Below are 740 nucleotides of genomic sequence, written 5' to 3'. Positions count from 1 at the left end.
CATTTTAAATCCGAGATTACCGCTCCAGCCAGACGACATATCTGCGACAAAACTATACTTAACTAGATCAGTCACGTGTAAACATCAGTTTCTTTTTGTAATAATTTTTCTGAAGTAAGAATGGTGCCAACTATCCCCATACCTGCTAATAGAATTGAGGTTTTTGTGTCACAAGTGTTAATCCATTCTAATATTCTATCTAGCCTATCAATTAAATCTTCTTTTTGTTCCTGAAGTTGATAAACGTTTTTAACGGAATCATCTATTTTCGCCATAAATTCCACCATTTTCTAGCATTTTTTTGTTCTTGCAAAGTTTCCAATTGCTCCTTAAGAGCTTTCAATTCATCTTTAGGTTGATTGTCTAATTGCTTTGTTTCTGTTTCCTGTGAGGGCATTTTGAGGGCTTTCAAACTATCGTTTTCTATCTTGTATTCTTCTAGCAAATTTTTATCTTGCAAGGCTAGTCGTTGTTGCTGATCTAGAAGATTTTGTGTTTGTTTTTGAACTTCTAATAAACTTTTTATCTGTTCATCTTTTTCTTTTATGGAATCTATCACATCTAAGTAAACATCATAATCAACAAGTCTATTTGTCGATTCACTTGTTGATGACTTGTTATTTTCAAATCCCATCAAAGCCTTTATATTTTTGACATCTTGGGCGTTCAAAACATATCTATTGCCTTCCTTATTTGGCGTTTTGCTTGGCGATAATTTGGCGATGATTTGTTGAATTCTT

2 protein-coding genes are annotated in these 740 nt (G+C 33.1%); both read right to left on the bottom strand.

Going from position 1 to position 740, the window contains the following annotated elements; genetic code table 11:
• Window positions 1-71: 71 nt before the first annotated feature.
• On the bottom strand, window positions 72-275 hold the full coding sequence (locus tag KGF70_RS16990) for a hypothetical protein (RefSeq protein ID WP_216748743.1): 204 nt from the start codon (window positions 273-275) through the stop codon (window positions 72-74).
• Window positions 263-736, bottom strand: a complete 474-nt coding sequence (locus KGF70_RS17530) for a MarR family transcriptional regulator (RefSeq protein ID WP_367890001.1) — start codon at window positions 734-736, stop codon at window positions 263-265. The genes KGF70_RS16990 and KGF70_RS17530 overlap by 13 nt, the downstream gene beginning before the upstream one ends.
• Window positions 737-740: the final 4 nt, after the last annotated feature.

Source organism: Lactiplantibacillus sp. 7.2.4 (assembly GCF_018991185.1).
GTDB classification, from domain to species: domain Bacteria; phylum Bacillota; class Bacilli; order Lactobacillales; family Lactobacillaceae; genus Lactiplantibacillus; species Lactiplantibacillus pentosus.
This window is presented reverse-complemented; position numbering and strand designations above follow the sequence as displayed.